This window comes from Enterococcus sp. AZ084, assembly GCF_051714905.1.
GTDB classification, from domain to species: domain Bacteria; phylum Bacillota; class Bacilli; order Lactobacillales; family Enterococcaceae; genus Enterococcus_B; species Enterococcus_B pernyi.
In genome coordinates, this window is sequence record NZ_JBIOSS010000002.1 from 31,623 (window position 1) to 47,795 (window position 16,173).

General features: G+C 34.6%; 16 protein-coding genes and 2 pseudogenes. 16 read left to right on the forward strand and 2 right to left on the reverse strand.

Going from position 1 to position 16,173, the window contains the following annotated elements; translation table 11 throughout:
* Positions 1-25: 25 nt before the first annotated feature.
* Together IGI79_RS14050 and IGI79_RS14055 are read right to left on the reverse strand one after the other, a co-directional pair.
* The gene (locus IGI79_RS14050; protein ID WP_074801908.1) at positions 26-532 is read right to left on the reverse strand and encodes a hypothetical protein; all 507 of its coding nucleotides are present in this window, start codon (positions 530-532) and stop codon (positions 26-28) included.
* On the reverse strand, positions 532-1,497 hold the full coding sequence (locus tag IGI79_RS14055) for a ParA family protein (protein ID WP_074801911.1): 966 nt from the start codon (positions 1,495-1,497) through the stop codon (positions 532-534). The genes IGI79_RS14050 and IGI79_RS14055 overlap by 1 nt, the downstream gene beginning before the upstream one ends.
* Positions 1,498-1,890: 393 nt before the next feature.
* Here IGI79_RS14055 and IGI79_RS14060 point away from each other — a divergent pair, with 393 nt between their 5' ends.
* The 16 genes and pseudogenes from IGI79_RS14060 (at position 1,891) to IGI79_RS14135 (ending at position 16,156) form a co-directional block, all read left to right on the forward strand.
* Complete coding sequence (locus tag IGI79_RS14060; RefSeq protein WP_071867349.1) at positions 1,891-2,217, forward strand: helix-turn-helix transcriptional regulator; 327 nt, start codon at positions 1,891-1,893, stop codon at positions 2,215-2,217.
* Between the two features lie 537 nt (positions 2,218-2,754).
* A complete protein-coding gene (locus IGI79_RS14065; protein WP_224434968.1) occupies positions 2,755-4,248 on the forward strand; it encodes a primase C-terminal domain-containing protein in 1,494 nt (497 codons plus the stop codon).
* A gap of 156 nt (positions 4,249-4,404) precedes the next feature.
* Positions 4,405-4,692, forward strand: coding sequence for a type III secretion system protein PrgN (locus IGI79_RS14070; RefSeq protein ID WP_074801917.1), 288 nt, complete (start codon positions 4,405-4,407; stop codon positions 4,690-4,692).
* Positions 4,693-4,838: 146 nt separating this feature from the next.
* Positions 4,839-5,754: pseudogene (locus IGI79_RS14075) on the forward strand (replication initiator protein A).
* 400 nt (positions 5,755-6,154) lie between these two features.
* On the forward strand, positions 6,155-6,673 hold the full coding sequence (locus IGI79_RS14080) for a hypothetical protein (protein WP_137073120.1): 519 nt from the start codon (positions 6,155-6,157) through the stop codon (positions 6,671-6,673).
* A gap of 478 nt (positions 6,674-7,151) precedes the next feature.
* Positions 7,152-7,988, forward strand: coding sequence for a hypothetical protein (locus IGI79_RS14085; RefSeq protein ID WP_347082419.1), 837 nt, complete (start codon positions 7,152-7,154; stop codon positions 7,986-7,988).
* Positions 7,972-8,253, forward strand: coding sequence for a hypothetical protein (locus IGI79_RS14090; RefSeq protein WP_438753809.1), 282 nt, complete (start codon positions 7,972-7,974; stop codon positions 8,251-8,253). Before IGI79_RS14085 ends, IGI79_RS14090 begins: the two co-directional genes overlap by 17 nt.
* A gap of 237 nt (positions 8,254-8,490) precedes the next feature.
* Entirely contained in the window at positions 8,491-8,877 is a 387-nt protein-coding gene (locus IGI79_RS14095) for a plasmid mobilization protein (protein ID WP_077152001.1), read from the forward strand.
* A gap of 1 nt (position 8,878) precedes the next feature.
* Positions 8,879-10,381, forward strand: coding sequence for a relaxase/mobilization nuclease domain-containing protein (locus IGI79_RS14100; protein WP_347082423.1), 1,503 nt, complete (start codon positions 8,879-8,881; stop codon positions 10,379-10,381).
* A gap of 65 nt (positions 10,382-10,446) precedes the next feature.
* Positions 10,447-10,635: a type II toxin-antitoxin system HicA family toxin gene (locus IGI79_RS14105; protein ID WP_023520664.1), complete on the forward strand. Its 189-nt coding sequence runs from the start codon at positions 10,447-10,449 to the stop codon at positions 10,633-10,635.
* 34 nt (positions 10,636-10,669) lie between these two features.
* Positions 10,670-11,056, forward strand: a complete 387-nt coding sequence (locus IGI79_RS14110) for a type II toxin-antitoxin system HicB family antitoxin (protein WP_034690421.1) — start codon at positions 10,670-10,672, stop codon at positions 11,054-11,056.
* A gap of 19 nt (positions 11,057-11,075) precedes the next feature.
* The gene (locus IGI79_RS14115) at positions 11,076-11,858 is read left to right on the forward strand and encodes a Fic family protein (protein ID WP_347082425.1); all 783 of its coding nucleotides are present in this window, start codon (positions 11,076-11,078) and stop codon (positions 11,856-11,858) included.
* A gap of 100 nt (positions 11,859-11,958) precedes the next feature.
* Positions 11,959-12,408 (forward strand): hypothetical protein, encoded by a 450-nt coding sequence (locus IGI79_RS14120; RefSeq protein WP_438749080.1) that lies wholly within the window; start codon positions 11,959-11,961, stop codon positions 12,406-12,408.
* A gap of 703 nt (positions 12,409-13,111) precedes the next feature.
* On the forward strand, positions 13,112-14,884 hold the full coding sequence (gene ltrA, locus IGI79_RS14125) for a group II intron reverse transcriptase/maturase (protein ID WP_438753811.1): 1,773 nt from the start codon (positions 13,112-13,114) through the stop codon (positions 14,882-14,884).
* 82 nt (positions 14,885-14,966) lie between these two features.
* A pseudogene (locus tag IGI79_RS14130) lies at positions 14,967-15,278 on the forward strand (DNA/RNA non-specific endonuclease); the annotation flags it as partial.
* A gap of 428 nt (positions 15,279-15,706) precedes the next feature.
* Positions 15,707-16,156: a JAB domain-containing protein gene (locus tag IGI79_RS14135; protein ID WP_010736452.1), complete on the forward strand. Its 450-nt coding sequence runs from the start codon at positions 15,707-15,709 to the stop codon at positions 16,154-16,156.
* The last annotated feature ends 17 nt before the right edge of the window (positions 16,157-16,173 follow it).

Sequence of the window (16,173 nt, forward strand, 5' to 3'; positions counted from 1 at the left end):
TAATAGAGAAGTGGCTTTTTAACCGCTACTTCTCTTGGTTTTTATCAAAATTTAAAGGATATTTGCTGTAGTCCTTGAGATGTTCATTTACTTCTTCTTCAGTAGCTAAACCTAGTTGGTAAAGATGTTGCCAGATTGCATTATCCATAAAATCTGAAAGAAATCCTTTTGTACCAGGAATTTTTCTCGAATGTCTTTGATCTTTATAAATAAGATCTTCTACACGTCTTAAGGTTTCTGTATCAAATTTCAAAGTTCTAGCGACAAGCTCATTTGCTTGATTTTTTTTGGTTTTACTTAAACCAAATTTATCTGCTGCAACATGAGTAATACCAAGACTTTCATTTTGAGTAGGTAACAGAGTTGTGTTAGTAGAATTCTCTGATATACTTTCAACAATTTCATTTTTTGTTTCTATTTCATTTTCCGAAATGCTATCGATAGTGTCTTCTGGAGTATCTAAATCTTCTAATTCATCGTCAAAAAAAGATTCAAAGTCACCTGAAGGTTTGTTTTTTGGTACTCTAGGCATTATTCGTCACCGTCGCTTTCGATGTAAAATTGTTGAGGGAATTCAAGTACTTTTCCTTCTTTAGAAAGTAGCCCTAAATCATTCATTTCGTTCAATAATTTGTAAAAATTTTGAGCAAACTTATTTTCAGGAGTACTCATAGTTATAGGCATACCATTTCTAACTAACTTGTCAGCAAATGTAATTGATCTTGGTAGTTCAGAATCAAAGTAATGGTAATTGTTTCGATTAGTATATTTCATCATTGCATTAATCATTTTTGCGTGTAAATTTGTATTGTATACTTTATTTGCTAGTACACCACCAATACGTAGTGAAGGATTGTATTTTTCTTTTAATGTATTTACGCGTGATATTAAATGAGTTACTCCGTCAACACCGTTAAGATCTGGCTCGTAAGGCACGATTACCACGTCGGCAATGGATAGTACGGATGATGTCACTTGTTTAAGTTCGGGCGGAGTATCAAAAATAATATAATCATATTTGTCCATTACACCATCAAATTTTCCATCTAAAGCATTAAAATAATTAGCACTTGGATCAATCGTTTTGTTCATCCTCTTTTTAAGGCCAGAAATAGTCATAATTTCAGATAAGTTATCTTTAAATTTTTTTAATAAGGAAATAAACCATTCCAAAATAGTATCACGAAATTCTTCCATCTTATCAAATTCAAGATAATTATTATCTGAATTTGCAGGTAAAACATCGATGTGGTCATCGTATGTATGAACAATCGATTCTTCAACTGTGGCATTTCCCATAAAAACATCGTAAATGGTATTTTGATTTTTTCCAACTTTTACACGAAATGATTTTGTACTATTTCCTTGAGCGTCAGTATCAACTACAAGAATATTTGCTTCAGGAAATGATCTTCTAATAGCTCCTGCTAGATTTAATGTAATCAGAGTTTTACCAACTCCACCTTTGTTTGCAGCTACTGTTAGTGCTACAGCCATATAAATCCCTCCTAAAATCCGAAAGTAATATAATAGTAATATTTATAGTAATATAAAAATAATAAATTGGTCGTACAATATATTACTTTTTAGTAATATATTTTATTACTTATACAAATGATACCATTATCCATTGTTAAATTCAACAACAACAGTGAACTTTCTAAGTGTTTTGATTTTAATAATATATTATATTACTATTACTATAAGTAATATAATAGTAAGGTAATAGTAATGTATTATATTACTATCTAAAATAACCCTGTATTTGTACAGTTTCAGCTACCATCATAGTTAATTTATTTAGTAAAATTGATTGTAAAATAAAAAAGATAATGCTAGAATAAACACTAAGTTAGTGTTGTTGTTTTCAACAATGAGGAGATTGAAGTTATGAAGAAAGAAACAAAAGAATTTAGAAATGAATACGATCGATTTGTATTAAAATTTTTAATACAAAATTACCATATAAGCAGAATTGATTTATCCAAAGCAATTGGCTTAGCGCCAAGTTATGTAAGAGAATTTTATAACGGATCTAGAAGTTTTGGAGAAGAGGCGTTAGATAAATTAGAAACAACAATGTTTAGTTTATATGCTCCGCTTCTAAAAAATCATTCTTTTGAGTTAGAGCAGGTTGATCATTTAATTCAATCGATTGAATCAGAGGAAGAATTGGAGCTATTTAGGTTGAAAGGTGCTAATGTTCTTGATTTTTAAGAAGCTTTAATTAATAACCTACATATTCAACGTTTTAAAAATCAAAATATACACCAATAGTCATGTTCTATTAACAGAAAATCATATTCCTTATTTAGAACCCACTCGTTCAGGTTACGAAAAGGTTGATATGTAGGCATTCTTTCTTACAGCAGATGTTTTTCCATTAAACTCGTTATTTACAGATTTAAGATTTATGAGGTAAGATGAATTAGAAAATTACATAAAAAAAGAGACGGAAAAGTTAATGGATTGGACCCCACTAATTTTTCTGAATCACATGGATCAGACATGTGTTCACGCTCGTCTCAAGAATATGTAAGTAGCTACCAACTACTTATATTTAAATGGATTCGGAACTCAATTCCGATTACCTATATTCTACCAAAAAAAGACGAGCAACTCAACATAAAAACGTTTATTTGATGTGCTTTTTAAGAGTATATTAATCAACATTGATGAGAGAACACATAGTATAGCTGTTTCGGCAGGTATTCGATGTGTTCTCTTTTAATTTGTGGGAAGGACGTAAAGTTGATGTTGATTAATTTATATACAACGCTTTTGAAAAGTGGTATTCGAACATATAAATATCGAAACAGCACCATTAAGCCTATTCAGTATGAAAATACGAGTAGGAATGGTGCTATCTTTGCGTTCCGTACGAAACAATTAATGAATGCTGGACGTGGGATGGTGATCACATCTGAAGAAGCAATTCTTGAAAACGAAAATAAACTTACACATTGGACTCCTAATGTTTATCGATATGGAACGTATGCTGACGAGAATCGCTCAGTAGTTAAGGGACATTCTGAAAACAATTTAAGCCAAATCAATACTTTTGTTGTAGATATCGATACAAAAGTTAATCATGAAGGGGAGATCGTTCTTGCTTGTTTAGATCAGATTGGTTATATGCCAACAATGATTTTAGAGTCTGATCATGGCTATCAAGTGTATTTCGTATTAAGTAGCCCAGCTTACGTAACGAAAAAGAGCAACTTCAAGGTAGTCGAAGTTGCAAAACGTATTTCTACAACGATTCGTAAGCAATTAGCAAAGCAATTACCTGGAATTGATGTGGGCTGTAATCACTTTGGAATTGCACGTTTTCCAAATAAAAAAAATATAGTTTTTTACGAGGAAGCTTATCAATACGCATTTTCAGAATGGTTGAATTGGTCAATGAAAACAGCTTCTAGTCAAAAAACTGAAGCGGAACGAGAAGCTAAAATTGTTGTTTTCCCTGAGAAAAAAGAGTATCGACAAGTGGATGAACCCTGGTTCGATCTATTATTACGTAAAGCAGATATTATCGGTGGAGAGGGCCGTTTAGGTCGAAACAATGTGATTTTCACATTGGCTCTTGCTTATTTCTCTTCGGGATATGCGCTGGAAACATGTGAATACAACATGTTCGAGTTTAATGAGCGACTAAATGAACCTTTGATTGAAGCGGAAGTAAGAAAAATCGTTATGAGCGCTTATTCTGGAATGTACCAGGCAGCAAAACGTGATTTTGTTTTAGAGCTGTGCCAGCAATGGATCTCTGCAGGACTGCAAGAGAAAGATTTGTTTATTCAACGTCGTGGTTGGTGGAAATTTAAAAAGCCAAGAGAACAAAGAAAATATAGTCATAAAAAAGAATGGAAAGAAGATCTATTGGCTTATCTAAGCGAAAAAAGTCATGCTAGTGAGCCTTATTTGAATATGTCTAAAAAAGAGTTGGCTTCAGAACTCACGATGCCCAAGCGAACACTTGATAAGATCTTAACCGAGTTAAGAGAGGAGAATAAGGTTTTCTACAAGATAACACGAGGAAGAAATGGCGGAATGATCATTGCTTCAGTCAAAATGTTGTTCTTGAAGGTCATTCAATTAAGAAAAGAAAACAGATTAGCTTATTCAACAAGGATCACAGAGGTATTTGAATTAAACGGGAGCTTGGTAGAAGAGACATTTAAACAATTATCAGCTACTTTGGCCCCCCTTAAAGAAGTGAATCTTTTTGAATTAGATACAGGGTAAAAAATAAAAGGTGCAAATTGCCTTTTACAATATATCTTTGATACTGTTTCTTTTCTTATGGGAGTTTTATAGTTGTCCGCTACTTGCTTTGTTCTACTAAGAGGGGTACTATTATCGCATTTGCAATAATATATCTTAAAGGAGGACTTACTAACCATGAGTGTCAATACTTATGTTTATCCTTATCCTATCAATGTTTTTATTATCGGTGGCTTAGGAATGACTGTAGAACAATTTTGTGAGATTCATGATTATAGACAGTCTACTGTGGCAAGTTGGGTGACCCGAAATCGTTCTGTAGCAACGTTACCTTGCGATTTTTTGTACTGTTTAAGTTTATCATCAGGGCAGTCTATGGGGAGTGTTTATGATGAACTATTAGCCTTGGAGGATAAGTTTTTAAAAGGATTAAATCCAAAAAAGAAAAAGGAAAATATCGATTAATTTTTGATTGATTTTGAAGAAAAAGGAGGAAAATCTCTTTTTTCTTTTCTTGCTATGTATCATTTACAAATTAGGTGAATAACTTGTATAGTTACTTTTATATTTCTTAAAAATACAAAAGTAATCCAAGTATGTGGAGGTATCAAATGTCAGAGTTTAATTATTATAAGTTAAAAGAAATATATAGGGAAAAATACTATCAAATGCCAAAGATATTTTTTTGCAAATGAAAAATACTTCAAACTCACAAATGATTCAAAAATTGCATATATGATTCTTAAAGATCGTTTTGATTATTCTGTAAAAAATAATTGGGTGGATGAAGAGGATAATATCTATTTTATTTTTACAGTATCTGAGCTTATGGGGTTATTAAGATGTCGTGAAGGAAAAGTTTCTAAAATAAAAAGAGAATTAGAAGAAGTCGGTCTTCTAAAGCAGAAAAAAGGTAGTATCCATGAAGAGAATTGACATATAAAAAGTACTCCTAATCTCTTGTATTTAGGTAAACCGCAAGTAACAACTGAAGACGTATTTCAAATTGTTGAAGAGGAACAAAATCAAGCTACCGTATTTTGGGAAATTGCAAATACAACAAAAATCTATAATAGCAAGGATTCTACCGTAATTGCGAAAATCGCAGACAATTTATTCTAATAATTCTTTAGACACAATATAGACATAGAAAAAGACCAGCTACAAGATCAATTATTGCTAGATAACTTTGGATCAATCATGAAAGACAATAGTATTGCTACATTCGTTCCTGAAAAAGTATTGCTTTTAATAAAAATATTCTCTTCAAATTTTGTTGAAGCTCAAAAAACAGTTAAAGCAATTCACAATGCAAAAGTCAAAGCAGAAAGTGAAACTAGTACGGTAGTTATTTTTGAAGATATAGGGAATTACGGAATCGACGTAGCTAATGAATTATATAAAACAATCCTAAAAGCATATCAAAAGCAAAAAACAGAAAAAGTTGATAATATTCACAACCTTATTTTTGTCTATGTTAAGAACTGGTTTATTGAATATCCGATTGCAGCTAAAAAATTTGCATAATCAACTGAAGGATTACCAGAAGTACCCATGCATAATTGGGTCGAAGGAATTGACTAGAAAAATTTGTATGTCTTAAATCTAGGGGTATTCCCGCGAAGCTGTAGTGTCTGTTTTGACTGATGATCAATTAAAACCTTTTTTGTCTAATCTATAAAATAGGCTACTTCACCAGGTGTTCCAGAAGTGATTAAATTATTCAGACTGTACAAAGCAATATCAGCAGTAGTTTTAATTTTTTTACCATGATAATCTGTCATGTTTACGATGAATTCTATTTCTTTTTTGTAATTTTGGGCTTTTTGTAGGGCTACTTTTTTGTCGGCTGGAGTTAATTGAAGTTGCTACAGATGAGATTGTACAAGAGGTTCTTCAATCTACGAAAGTGGAGTTTGGACAAGCATTGACCAAATTTATTGAGAAAGAGACGAAGAAAATCAACCAAGAGATCCAACAATTAGATAAGCGTCATTTGATCGAGGAATCAGTTACGAAGCGTTTACAAGCAAGGAAACAAGAAGAATTAGCTAATTTAGAAAATCAGTTGATCAATCAAAAGCAGCAACAAGTACAAGAAGAAAAATTGCGACACCAGCAAGCGTTACAGAATATAGAAAAGTCCTTTACCACACAGCTTGAAGGAGAAACTGAAGCAATTCAAAATAGCTATAAAGAAACGGTTGATCAGACAATCAAAAAAGAGTATGAACAACAAACGGAGCAACTGTCTCGTGTATTACAAGGGAAAATGGATGAACTAAAACTTCGGCAACATACGGTAAATACAGGTTTAGAAGCGAACTTTAAGGAGATTTTGGAAACATTTAACCGTGAGCATACACAAGTGATTCATGAGGTGGAGCAAAAAAAGCAACAGTCTCCAATCAGTTTAGAAGAAAGGCGATTGAGATTACAGGCTTAAACGGATAAAGAAGAGAAATTTCACCTTAGATTTTTGACGAAAAATGAAGAAAATCGCTGGAGAAACACTATCTGGAACAAACGTTTATTTATAGAGGTGAGGTAGTGTCCATATAGTTTTTTTTTTGATCTCGTGTTATAATGCAAATGAAAAGAGGAGTTGCGCAAACAACTCCCCTTAGGATAGCACCGTTTAAGTCGGTGGCATAGTTGAATCAGTTACAAAGAATAACCGTTAAACTGGCCAAAGTTTATGATACGGTTATTTTTTGTCGTTTTTGTTGTTGCTGATTGCAAGGACCAATGTTGCGAAAGCTAACGCAAACATTAGTGCTTCATAAACAGACACGCTTATTCCTTTCTAGGGATAAAGCCGAAAAACAACATAGGTGTCACCCCATTTATTTTGGGATTAGCCACCGCATAAACTTTACTATCTAATTCGCATTATATCATAAGCACCAGTCTCAAATCAGTTGATGCTTCTTTATCAACGTGCAGAAGCAGTTGAATCAAAAGAAGTCCATGATTGGATTCGAGAAAATAGGACGTTGAAGAATAATGCGGAACCTGTCTTTCTATTTGGAGGAAACCAACAAAAAGTGAATAGTGAAACTGGGGAGATCCTAAAAGAAAAACAAACGCAGCTTACACAAATCACTCATGCCCCAATCGTTCCATATTTTGAAAAAACGGAAACGCAAGGAAAAGAAGAAACTAAAAAAATAGAAACGAGTCCGAAAGAAGTTTTCGCTATCTTGGAAAAGATTGCGAATCGTACAATTGTTTTTGAAGAAAGAGAAAAATCAATCCTTGAAGAGCATACCATTCGAGTAAAATCGAATCAGGGAGAAGAACAAACACTTGCTGATTTGATTATTTGTCTTTTAGAAAAAGAGAAACGATCGGTGGACGATATCATTCGATTTGAAAATGAAAGTATTGCGTCTATTGTAATGATTGTTTTTGGATTTAATCCCGTGCCTCTTAATTTAAGTTTGTTAACTCAGTTACGATCAATGAATAACGGAAAAGTGAAATTACAACAATTGTTTACTGACTTGATTGTTCGAAGCGATACCTTTTTACAAAAGATTGCTGCGCATATGTACGAAAAAGAAATTGAGCAAGTTCGACCAACATTGGAAGAAGAAATCAAACGTGCGCGAGAACTCCAAAGTCGAGCAATGGACAATGTCGCAACAGACAAGGCGAATAAAAAAGAAGAACGATCTGAGGAAGATTATAATTTAGCGGATACTTTAGAAAAATTAAAAGGCAATTCAGAAAGTAGCGAAGATGATAAAACTGATTAAAAATCGACCTTTGTGTCTGTATTATCTTTGGAAAGTTTGTCAGCGATTTGAACGAGACGAATTTCAAGAACTTATTCTTCCACCAGTAAAAGCAGTGATTGGTCAGTTGCAATCAGAAAGACGAAACTTAGAAAAATTTGAGAAAGAATCAATCGCTATTCACATTTCTAGTCTTGCTTTGTTAGAGGAAATACTAAAAAATGAATCTGAACAATCATTCAGAAAGCTCATTTCGGATCTCGAAGAATTCGTAAAAGGTCAATGATGTAATGAAAGAAAATGGGGTTTGGGGCATGCCCCAAGTTTAAAACCAAAAAAGAGGAAACTCGTAAATCGTAGATTTTCGGGATTCCCTTCTTTTTTGGTTTTTCGTGAGGTGGTACCACCTCGCTATGCTTGCCACTGTCGAAACTCCGCCCCTCCTGGGCGGAAGATTTTGGTTCGGGAGTGGGCAAGGCATAGCCTTGCGAAGCATTAAGTGATTATCGTAGGAGAGATTCAAATGGATAAAAAAAACTTGTTCCGTAATGAAATAATAAAAGTATATGTTACTGAAGAAGAAAAGCAACGAATTAAGAAAAATATGAACTTAGCGAGAATAGGAACAATGACTAATTATATTCGTCTAATGGCCCTTAACGGATGGGTAATCAATATAGATTTTACAGATTTGAAGGAAGCTTTAGGTGAAACGGGGCAATATGTTTCTGAGTTGAATATGATCGGCAATAATATCAACCAGATTGCCCATAAATTAAATCAGACAGATCTTGTAGAAAAAGAAGATATCCAATATCTCGTTTCAGAGTTCGCGAAAATGCAAAACAACTATGTACGTTCACAAGACATTTTGCTACAAGAAATTCAGAAGCTAACGAGGAGGGAGTGAAGTGCCAACGACTAAAACGCTCACGATTAAGCAAGAAAGATATCTAAAAGAGGCGATAAGATACATTCTAGATCCAGAAAAAACAAAAAATCAAACTTTAACGAGTGGTCATAAAGTTAACGCCGTGAACAATGCTTTTTTTGAAATGAACTTAACAAGAACATTGGCTCAAAGAGTCCGTGGAAAAATGAATAAAAAAAAGACTGAGGAAGTAATTGCAAGACATATTGTTCAATCGTTCGATCCTGAAGACAATCTCACACCTGAAGAAGTTCATGAAATTGGAAGACAGACAGCGCTCGACTTCTTAGGTGAAGATTATGAATTTGTCATTGCCACCCATGTTGATAAAGACCATTTGCATAACCATATTATTTTTAATACAACCTCAAGTGTCGATTTAACTAAGTTCCGCTGGCAACGAGGAACAGCGGCTCATTTAAGAAATTACTCCGATAAGTTAGCGGACTATCACGGCGCAATGATCCTCGATACGCCTAAAAGAAACTCACATAAAAAGTATCAAGAATATCGAAGAAAGAATGCGTATCGAGTGGAATTAAAAGAACGTTTAAATTTTTTGCTTACCCATAGTACAAGCTGGGATGATTTTTTAGTTAAGGCAAGGCTTCTAAATATTGATGTTGACCCTAATCATAATTCAGAAGAATATGGGAAAGTGATCAACTACAAATTATTGGATCTGCCACAAAAACGTCCAGCTCGTGATTATACGATAAATAAAAAACAACGAATCTACAATGAAGAAAATATTATCGAGCGGGTAAGTAAAAATAAACCGGAAGCGGTTTTCAATGCAATGGATATTGCAAAAAAATATGTCGAACAAAAAACAGAAAAAGAATCTTTACCCGATCTAATCTTTGTCATTGAACCCTGGCAAATACAAAGAGACACCATGACAGGGATTTATGTTGAGATTGCCTATGGCCGGTATGAAACAGGGGTGGTCAAAGTTCCTGATTACATGTTAGAGAAATTGGAAGACGGACGCTACGAGGCACATTTTAATTATAAAGATATTTTTTATTTTTGGAGTGATGAAAAAGGGCAGAAAAATAAATTTGTTAAGGGAGCGTCTTTGGCAAGTTATCTTTCTGGAGAAAGTGGGCTGTTTCCAAAACGAAAAAATTCTGCTATTCAAAATGTCCGAGAAATGGTTACAGCTTTAAATATTTTGTCAACCCGTCAAGTCAGCAGCGATCAACTACCACATGTTTTAGGGAAAGACTTTTATGATAATTATGAAATTGTGCAAGCAGCAAGAGCAACTTTGGACGACAAGTTATTTAGAGCGAACGAAAAACTAAAGTATGATCCGTCCAATCTTGAACAAATAGAAAAAGTAAAATCCTTACATGGTGAGAAAAAAGAACTTGAAAAACAAGTAAAGTTGCTTGAGAAACAATTAAAAACTTACGATGCAGCATTGAGTATTTTGACAGAAAAGGCAGTATCCGATTCGGTTGATCTTGATAAATAGACACGAAAAAGCTTTACTGTACGCCCTGTACGTGCTATAATATTATTGTCAGGAGGTAGCTTGAAATGCCCATGACAATTAGAGAAGCAGAGAAATTACTCAAAGATGCTGGCTTTGTTGAAGTGAAGGGTGGAAAGGGGTCACACAGGAAATTTATAAAGAAAAATTTTCCTAGACCAGTTATTCTTACCAGTCATTCAAAAGAGTTATCTAGAAGAGTAGAGGATTCTGTTCGAAAAGCAGTGGGCAAATAAGCCCACTGTGTCTATAAGAAAGAGAGGGATAGAAATGAAAAAAGTTTATCCAGCTATATTTGAAAAAGATCCTGTTGGATACGGAATTTATTTTCCTGATGTTGAAGGAGCGGTCACGCAATCGGAAGATATCGCCCAAGGATTAGAACTTGCGGCAGATGCGTTAGGTATTATGCTTGGAGACCTAGTCGAAAAAAACATGCCTTTGCCAACACCTACGGCTATCAATGCCCTTTCTGTAAACCCTGAAACAGAATTTGCGACATTGATTTCTGTCGACTTAAATGATTATTTAAAAGATGTCCAACTTGATAAAAAAACAATCAAAATTCCACATTGGTTGAACGTGCGTGCGACGAATGAAGGAATTAATTTTTCTAAAACGATGACTGAAGCATTGGCTCAAAAATTAAATGTCTGATACTGGAGGTGGTCAACCTATGGATACTACGGCACTCGCAAAATTCATTCAATCATTGGGTAGTTTGAATAATTACGGCAGCTCTGTTTATCAAACGAAAAAAGCGTTAGATTTGAAATCTACGAAACCACTCCGTCAAAATAGAGATGATATAGCTATTTTTATGGATAGTGTAAAAGGGATCAATGCGATAAAAGAAAAAGGTTTTTCTGTAGATGGTATTATCGAAGTGAACAAGCAATTTGATTCACCGTCTGAAGAACAGCCCAAATTACCTGGTCATTTGCGAAATTCATATTACAATGAAGATGATCGGATAGCTATTGTTCTTGATCAAGCTAGTCAAGAACACTATTTCCCTAAAGAGATTATTTCTAGGGACGATTTACAAGAAATCGTGGATCAGTTTGAACAATCTGAACGAACAGAAAAAGATGCCTGGTGGGTTTTCGCTAGACTGGCTAAATTACAGGCTTTTCAAGATGGAAATAAGCGTACAGCGTTAATTTCAGCCAATGCTGCATACGGCACATTGGACAGCGAAAACTATTTGATGGTTCCTTTTCATGATATCAAACGTTTAGAGTTTACTTTTAATCTGATGTCATTCTATCGAGCAAAGGATCATTTAGAAGAAGAACAAGCATTTGAGGGATTGTATCGTACATTACCTTCGAAAAAAGAACGTGAGTTGTATTTGCGTCAACCGATTGAAGAGCGAAATGTGGCCCAAGATCTTTCTACTTTTCGAGTAAAATCTGAACTTCGATCAACGGAAAAAGACAATGAGCCAGAGCTATGAAGGAAAAATCATGGTACAACTTATAATAAAAATAATGATGACATAAAAGCATTACCTACTCATTTTGAGAGGTAATGCTTTTTGTATTAAGGAGACTGATATGAAACGTAAGTCAAAATTCATACTCGCAGCATTATTTAGTTTGTTTGGGTTTACTGCTTCTTTGATGGACTTATCTGAAATCAATGTTCAGTTGCCTGCTTTTTTCGGTGATTGGGCCTATCAGGAAGAAATCTCAGTTGAAGAGGTTGAGAATCTGCCTGATTATGATGGTCAGAATGTTGTTATCCAAGTAAACGGCAATTATCCGAGTTTTAAAGCTGAAGAGATGTCGATAGATGCAGGCACTTGGCAAACATTTTCTAATCTCGACTCCCTTAATCGGGTCGGTGTCGCAGATGCACTATTGCACCAATCTATGATGCCAACAGAAGAACGGGGAGATATATCGAACGTTTATCCAACAGGCTGGAATCAGAAAAAACTAGAAAGTGGTGTGTGGCTCTATAATAGAAGTCATTGTGTGACACGTTTCCTTATAAGTATGTAAATACGAAATAGGAGAACTACAAAATATGTAGTTATAACTAATTAAGTGAAGTTTGGAATGAAAGCCTTCAAGTTGAGCTGAAACAAACTATCTGATACTCCTGCATGCAACAAATAGGAATAGCTATTTATTGTGTGAAGCCAGGTGAAGTCGGCTGAACAAAGCCTAAGTCTGTACCTAAGATATGGCTGAGGATAGGTCGGGATGCTATAAATTATCTATGGTAAGAATGTCAAACGTTGACTGACGAACTTGCGAATGAACGGGTCTAAATCGGTAATATAGTGAAAACTATATACTGCGTGCGCAGGGTTAATTACCGAAAAGTATGGTGATGAGGAAGAAATTCGGAATACCTAACAAAGAAGATATAAATTAACAGGCTCAAAGTAAGTACCTAAGGATATATGCAAAGCTAACTTAATTGGAACGTGGAAAGCAAGGAACTGCATGAGAACCATCTAATTCATGAGCAGGTATATATAAGAGAACAATCGAAATTATTTTATCCTTGTGAGAGTAGGGGCACAGTACTGTTGATATGTGGTAATTCGCATGGAGGGATAGCCCCAAGTCTTATTATTATTGAATTTTAAAACAACTGAATGAAACTTACAGGGTCGAGTAAGATGATGGGACTTCCAAAATAGGAGTGAGTTATCCATCGGTGAGTACGTATTTACGATATGTAGAATATTACGGTATGCAAGAAGTATTAGACGATTTATATGAGAGAAGCAAAAACAAATCCACAACATTTGTCCCTTTGTATGAACGAATTATCTCCAGAGAAAATATCCTCTTGGCATACAGGGTGATTAAAAATAATACAGGTTCAAAAACAGTTGGAGTAGACGGGATCGCGATCGATGATTATAAACTAGCAAATACAGAAATGTTTGTCAGATATATTCGAAGTGTACTGTCGGATTACAAACCTCAGAAAGTAAGAAGGGTTTATATTCCAAAAAGTAACGGTAACAAGAGACCACTAGGAATTCCAACAATGAGAGACCGAGTTATCCAACAAATGTTTTTACAGATCTTAGAACCAATATGTGAAGCAAAATTCTATAACCATTCGTATGGATTTAGACCTAATCGGTCAGCTAAACACGCAATGGCAAGATGTAAATTTCTAACGCGAAAGAATTTTCACTACGTGGTAGATATTGACGTAAAAGGATTCTTTGACAATGTAAATCACAATAAGCTGATAAAGCAACTATATACGATAGGGATAAAAGATAAACGAGTTTTAGCAATTCTAGCCAAGATGTTAAAAGCCCCAATTGAAGGAGAGGGTGTTCCGAAAAAGGGGACTCCGCAAGGAGGGATATTGTCTCCCTTGTTATCTAATGTGGTATTAAATGAGCTTGATTGGTGGATTGCCAACCAATGGGAATTCATGAAAACGAGAGAGCCATATCACCCATCTTCAAGATTAAGGGGCTTAAGGCGGAAAACAACGCTAAAAGAAATGTTTATCGTTCGTTACGCTGATGATTTCAAGATATTTACTAAAAATCACCAGTCAGCAATTCGAATTTACCACGGTATAAAAGGCTATTTGAACAATCATTTATCTTTAGATATTTCACCAGAAAAATCTAAAATAACTAATCTAAGGAAAAGAGAATCAGAATTTTTGGGCTTCACGTTAAAAGCTGTCAAAAAGCGAAAATCCTATGTCGCTCATACGTATATAACAAAAGCCAAAAAGAAACAGATAAGTGAAAAACTTAGATGCCTTATTCGTGAAATTCAGAAAAGCCCTATACAAAAATCAGCCTACAAATACAATGCGTATTTACTAGGAACAAAGAATTATTTTCAATCAGCTACACATGTAAATAAAGACTTTCACGAAATCGCCTATCGTCTTATGCAGACTTTCCGTAATCGGTTGAAATCAGCAGGGAAATATGGACCACCCACTAAAGCAAACGCAACTTATAAGAGATTACACAAGAACAGCTATAAAACCTACAATATTGCAGGAGCGTACCTATATCCGATATCAGATGTCCAAACGAAAAATGATATGTGCTTTAGCCAAGATATATGTTTCTATACAAAGAAGGGGCGAAAGAAAATTTACAGCCAACTTTTGCCCAATATATGTACAGAAATTTCAAAAATGGTTATGTACCTTTCTGATAATAAAAATATAGAATACGCGGACAATAGAATTTCAAAATATTCTATGCAACAAGGCTTATGTGCAGTCACAGGAGCATTTCTTAAAGCGGAAGATGTCCATTGCCACCATAAAATACCCAAACATTTAGGTGGTACGGATAGCTTTGATAATTTAGTTATTGTTCATAAATGGGTTCATATTTTGATTCATGCGGTTTCTAAAGGCACGATAAATAACTATTTAAATATCCTTCAGTTAAACGGAAAACAACTGACAAAAATTAAACACTATCGTGAGTTATGTAATTTAGTTGAATTAGAAGAAATGATATAAGATGGAACGCCGTATGAGGTGAAAGTCTCACGTACGGTGTGGAGCGGGGGAAAATCCGGAGATAATATCAAAGGATTACCTATCGCTATTACTCGGATTTCAACTAACTGGTGAAAATGCAAACTGGAAAAACCTATTTACTGGCACACAAGAATTAAATCAGATTCACATGGTCAAGTATGAAAATGAAATTGCGCAATACTTAAAGAGTACAAATAATCATGTACGTTATAGAGTAACACCTATTTTTACGGAAACAGAGTTAGTCCCACGCGCTATCCAATTAGAAGCGAAGAGTATTGAAGACAAGCAGATTAATTTCAACGTTCTGATACCAAATATACAGACTGGAATAATCATTGATTACTCAACAGGAAAAGCGACAAAAGAATAAGTAAAAAACAAGAGATCAAGATCAAAACCAAAAGGCAAGTTCAAGGTCAAGGGCTTAAATTTCAAAGCGATTTTCAGCTCGTTCGTCCGATGTCTTGATTAAGCTCCATTTCTTCCCAAACCACTGTTACCCTCAGCGTCACTGCTTATACACCTTCCGCAGTCAGAAAAAAAGGGGCGGGAAAACTTTTGAGAAGATCACTCAAAACTTTTCCCTACAGCACTCCCTTTTTTTCTGCCTGCTACAGGTGTAGGGCATAAGCACGCCGAGGATAACAGTTGGAAGAAATGGAACGAAGTTTAATCAAAGAAAGGAGCGAAATCTAACGATCTGAAAATTGAAATTTTTTAAAACCTTTTCGCCTCAGAAAAACGTTAAAAAAAATGTATGTTGAAAACCCAAAACCTTAAAAGAAATGAGCTGAATTTATGGAAAAAGTCTATGAAATCGTCAAAATCAAGCAAGAATGTCGTGTTTATGAAGAGTTTCCACCGTTAAAGATTACCTCGTCTTATTCAATTGCAAAGTGGTTGCAAGATGAAATTGGCTATGACACACAAGAAAATTTAGTGCTGTTATGTTTAGATACCAAGAATAATATTAACAGTTACTCAATCGTCCATAAGGGAACGTTAAACTATACTACTTGTCACCCAAGAGATATCTTTCAACGTGCGTTACTATCAAATGCTTGTCGAATTTTAATCGCACATAACCACCCCTCGAACAAGCCGAATCCAAGCAAGGAAGATGATATTGTGACCGAAAATATTGAATCGTGCGGAAAAATGTTAAATATCGAGCTTTTAGACCATATTATTGTCGGACAAAATACTTACTACTCATATCGAGAAAATAATCGGATAGGTGCTTTCTAGTTTATGGAAAGCACCAC